Consider the following 4,851-nt stretch of genomic DNA (forward strand, 5'->3'; position numbering starts at 1 on the left):
AGCCTACTTACGAAAGTCCTCGCGGACTTTCTATCTGTGATTTATTTGCTAACTTTAGTGCTTAAACACGCAACGAAATCATACACAAACACGTTGTGCATAATTATGAAGTCAGTACAAACATCAATCTTTCTGCTAATCATTAGCTTCTCGTGTTTTAGCCAAAACAGCGGAAAAGAGAACTTGAATTTAGTGTTTTATGACAATTGTTCCAATAAGATAATTGAGCCTGAATTTGAGATATTATACTTAACACACACGAATTACAATCTCATAACAATTTTTAAGGAAATTAATAATTGGACACTTCAATACTCAACTACTTTAAAAACAAAAAATGACACGATACGAATTCCTAAAATTCTGTTCGCTAGTGGAAATGAATTACATTCAAAACGCTGGACTTATCTAAATTGTGAAAAAGTTTGCGACGGAAAAGAAACAGATTTTTATAAAAATGGAAATAAACGTACTGATGGAACATACTCAAACGGAAAACCAATTGAAATTAAAGAATATCGAAAAAATGGAACTTTAAGAGCTCAATACTTTTATGAAAATCTGACTCTCAATTACCAACGAGTTGTTTATTACGATGAAAATGAAGATTTAGAAGAATATCAGACTTATGAAAACAAAAAAAGAAAAACGATAATTAAAACGTTTGACAAAAATGGAAAATTGACTGATAAAGAAACTGAAAAGATTTACATAGAACGAAATAAATAACTATGCACAACACCGTGTATAATTAATTGCTATATTCTTGCCTACTTGCGAATATTCCTGCGGAATATTCACGGGTTCGTAAAAGTTTGCTAACTTAGTTGCTAAACCACGCAACTAACCATACACAAACACGTTAGCACCAATTTGAGAAAACCGATGATAAAAACGATAATTATAGTAATAAGTGTGTTTTTAATTCTAACAGGATTTAAAACCTATAAGTCTTTGAAATCAAACGTAAAGAAAATTCCAAAGGTAAGTTTTGAGGAACAACTTAACACTTATCAAGAATTAGGATATAAATTGAACAGCGGAATAACTAAAGAAACGTTACTCGAATCATATGACAAATCCGATTTTGAGGAAGACACTTGGGTTCTTATGTATGTTACTTTAGGTTCGACAATAGAAAGAGAACCTTGGACAGCAATAACCAATGAATGTTGGCATTTCGATGCTGAATGTATTGAAGATAATGGCTCATATATCGATATACTCGAAAATATAAAAAGAATATCTAAAAATAAACTGAATTTTGAAAACATAAAAGATTTTGTTGACATTGATAACGAAAAGGCTTGGGTTTCTTTTGAGTTAAACGGAAAGAATTACAAGTGGGATTTAAGAATTGATAATGATTGGGTTGACGGTTCTTTATTCGATAAAATTCAAGAACTGAATTCGGAATTAAAAAATTCTGAAAAGTTTACTTTTATTGGTTTAGGTCAAGACGGAGTAATTGACTTTATGACTGACAAAGAAATGTCTGAATTTAAAAAAATGACCAATATCAAAATAAAGTGGTTGAACGGTATTAAAGATATTGGAGAATAAAAACTGGTGCTAACACCGTGTATAATTCATTGCTAGTTATAGCCTACTTACGAAAGTCCTCGCGGACTTTCTATTTGTGATTTATTTACTAACTTTAGTGCTTAAACACGCAACGAAATCATACACAAACACGTTGCCACACATTTAATGAAACATCGTAAATACATCATAATTTTGACAATTTTAAGCGGACTTTTTGGCTGTAACAACCCAAAGAAAGATTTTGTGTTTGACGAATTCAAAACCCAAATTGAAAATAAAGGAATGAAAATCGACTCGATTGACGAAACAGAATTGATTTACATTTCTAAAGGAGAAGTAACTTTAGAAGTTAGTTTGGACAACGTAAGAAGAAATTACGAACGAGATAAAGACAAAACTCATATTTCAGATTTAGTAAAAACTTTGGTTGACTATTCAATAGATATTCCTGCAAATTGGAATGACGCAAAAGAAAACATATTTATTTCTCTTTATCCAAATGATTTTGATTTTAAAGATTTCGTAAACTTTAAAGTTACAGACCAAATTAATAAGATTTATCTTCATAGTGAGAATGACAGGTTTACTTGGATTGCTGAGGCTGACCTTGAAAAATGGAATATAACCGATTCTGATTTGGAGAATCAAGCTCAAAAAAATGCAAACCGAATATTGGCGGAATCACAAATAAAATTTGACACTATAGAAAATAGAAAACTTGGAATGCTTGAATCAGAATATACGAATCTGAAAAGTGCTTTATTATTAGCACCTTCAATGAAAGAAAAAGTAAAAACCGATTTTAGTTATCCTTTTTATGCTGTTATTCCTGTTCGGGATTTTTGCTATATTTTCTCTGAAAAAGATTTTGAATTCTTTTCTCAACGAATTGGACCTGTTGTCGTGGATGAATTTAAACAATCTGGATATCCAATAACAACTGAAATTCTAAAGTTCTCGGATGACGGAATAAAAACAGTTGGAATGTATAAAGTAACGGAATAAAAAACGTGTGGCAACAACGTGTATAAAACATAGCTAGTAAGTGCTAAACCCAAGGGTTTGTGCGTATTTACAAAGACCGCCAAATTTTTAATTTGGCTTTTAAGATTGATAAGTTAAAAACAAAACATAAAAATTCGGCTCTGTGTTAATCCGAAAAGTTAGTGTCTTTTTATACGCTACGTTTCATACACAATACCGTTGTAAGTAATTATGAAAAAAACTTTCGCAGATTTATCAGAGCACGCACAAGTCTATATTAATGAGCGTTTCGGTCATTACAATATTAGTGGAGAGGATGCATTTGAGCATATTTTTTCAGATGAAATGCGAGAATTATCATCTGACCAAATAGCGCAGTTATTAATGCAGAAAGATATTTCTCATATCATATCACAATCGAATTCGCCAGATTTAGCTTCAAATTTAGACAATATTTTTTTAGAAGACATAGGACCAAATCGTTCACGAGGTGCTGAAAATGTAACTGATGAAGAATTAAGTTTTGCTTGGGATGACCAAATTTCAGATGTTGAATTTGTTAACGCCAACGAATCGACCTTTGATTTCCTTAAAGGAGAACTTGAAAACATTGATAATACAATACCTATTGAAGATATTTTAGGAGGTTCATTTATATTCGGAACAGTTTTCACTGGAGTAGAAACATATAAGGCGATTGAAAACAACGAAATAGAATTAAATGATGCACCAAAATTCTTTCTGATAAAAACAGGTGGAAAAACAGTAAAAATTGCAATAATTGGTATGTCATTAGCTTCTTCTAGTCCAATTATTGTTTCTGCTGGAGTTGGATATTTGATATATAAAAATAAATTTGTAATAAGTAAAGTTTACAATAGTGTATATGGTTTTCTAGCAAACGAAAAAACTAGAGAGTACGCTACTTTAGCTTATAATGGAACTATTTCTGGAATTTCAGAAGTTGGAGAATATACATATACTGCGATGACTAGTGATACAACAAAAAACGCACTGAATAAAACCAGAAATTCAATTGAAAATACTTATGAAGGTTCAAAGAAAATATTAAATAAGTGGCTTAATAGAAAAAAATAACTACTTACAACACCGTGTATAATTAATTGCTTTTTAAGTGCTTACTTGCGAAAATTCCTGCGGAATTTTCTCTGGTTCGTAAAAGTTTGCTAACTTAGCTACTGAACCACGCAACTAACCATACACAAACACGTTGTAAAACATTTAAGAAAAAACCGAACTACGAATTGAAAAAAAGATATTTAATTATAATTTCGATTTCACTAACTATTCTTGCCTTTTGGTTCGGAATGAAAGTTGAACGTGAATTTGCAAGTTGGGACGAAATCGGAAAACCTTTATTTGAAAAAGAGGAAATTTATTTCCCGAATGAAAAAACTTCTCTTTATCTGAAAAGTAAAAATTGGGGATTAACTGGCGACCATAAAATATCTGTAATTTCAACAAAGCCAGACTTTGAATTTGAGCCAGACTCAATATCTGAATATATTTTTCACGGATTTAGTGGAATAATATACAAAGTGGAAAATAAAACTCTGAAAATCTATTCGCATCAAAAACCAAAAATTCCAACAAAATTTGAATCGGAAATAAATGTGGAATTAATAAACGTTAAAAACAATACGGAATGGAATAAAATGAAAGAACAGATTGACAATAATTATCAAATATTCGAATAAAATGGAAAAGGAAATTAAAAATAGTATTCCGATTCACGTTGATTTACAACCAAATCGTGACGAATGTATTCTGGAATTTGTTTAAAATCAAATAACAAAATATTTATTTTCATTTGCTTCAATGACGAAACCAAAGAATTTGATGGTTATTCAATTATCAGGAACTACGAAATTGAGAAATATAGAGAATGGGATGAAGAAGAATTAAGCGAAATAAAGAATAACAATTATCCTGAATTTATCGGAAAACTGACTCTCGAAAAAATGAGCAATATGTTCGAATGTTTATCTCAACTAAAAAACGAAAAATTGATTTCGATATTTACGGAAATTGACAATGATTCATATTTTGTAGGACGAATAAAAAAACTATCCGAAAATGAAGTGGAATTAAAATTAATGAATGAAGATGCAGAATGGACTGTTAATGAAAGAATAAAAATTGCCGAAATAACTTATATAGGATTTCGAACAAGTATAGAAAAAGAGTTAATGAATAAAAACGTTTTACAACAAAGTACTGTGGTAAAAAACAAGTAAAAACGCATTAATTTTTAACCAAAGTACTTTTATAGTTTTCGTCAAATATTAATCCAGATTTAGC

6 protein-coding genes are annotated in these 4,851 nt (G+C 30.3%); all 6 read left to right on the forward strand.

Annotated features, from left to right (window positions below):
* Positions 1–105 precede the first annotated feature (105 nt).
* The 6 genes from ITJ86_RS16980 (at position 106) to ITJ86_RS17005 (ending at position 4,787) form a co-directional block, all read left to right on the forward strand.
* On the forward strand, positions 106–729 hold the full coding sequence (locus ITJ86_RS16980) for a toxin-antitoxin system YwqK family antitoxin (protein WP_195872848.1): 624 nt from the start codon (positions 106–108) through the stop codon (positions 727–729).
* Positions 730–954: 225 nt separating this feature from the next.
* A complete protein-coding gene (locus ITJ86_RS16985) occupies positions 955–1,563 on the forward strand; it encodes a hypothetical protein (protein WP_195872849.1) in 609 nt (202 codons plus the stop codon).
* A gap of 147 nt (positions 1,564–1,710) precedes the next feature.
* On the forward strand, positions 1,711–2,550 hold the full coding sequence (locus ITJ86_RS16990) for a hypothetical protein (protein WP_195872850.1): 840 nt from the start codon (positions 1,711–1,713) through the stop codon (positions 2,548–2,550).
* A gap of 210 nt (positions 2,551–2,760) precedes the next feature.
* Positions 2,761–3,627 carry a hypothetical protein gene (locus ITJ86_RS16995; RefSeq protein WP_195872851.1) on the forward strand — a complete coding sequence of 289 codons (867 nt, stop codon included), beginning with the start codon at positions 2,761–2,763 and terminating at the stop codon, positions 3,625–3,627.
* 167 nt (positions 3,628–3,794) lie between these two features.
* A complete protein-coding gene (locus ITJ86_RS17000; protein ID WP_195872852.1) occupies positions 3,795–4,247 on the forward strand; it encodes a hypothetical protein in 453 nt (150 codons plus the stop codon).
* 63 nt (positions 4,248–4,310) lie between these two features.
* Positions 4,311–4,787, forward strand: a complete 477-nt coding sequence (locus ITJ86_RS17005) for a hypothetical protein (protein WP_230080340.1) — start codon at positions 4,311–4,313, stop codon at positions 4,785–4,787.
* Positions 4,788–4,851 lie beyond the last annotated feature (64 nt).

Origin of the sequence: Winogradskyella marina (assembly GCF_015645385.1) — a bacterium.
Lineage (GTDB): Bacteria > Bacteroidota > Bacteroidia > Flavobacteriales > Flavobacteriaceae > Winogradskyella > Winogradskyella marina.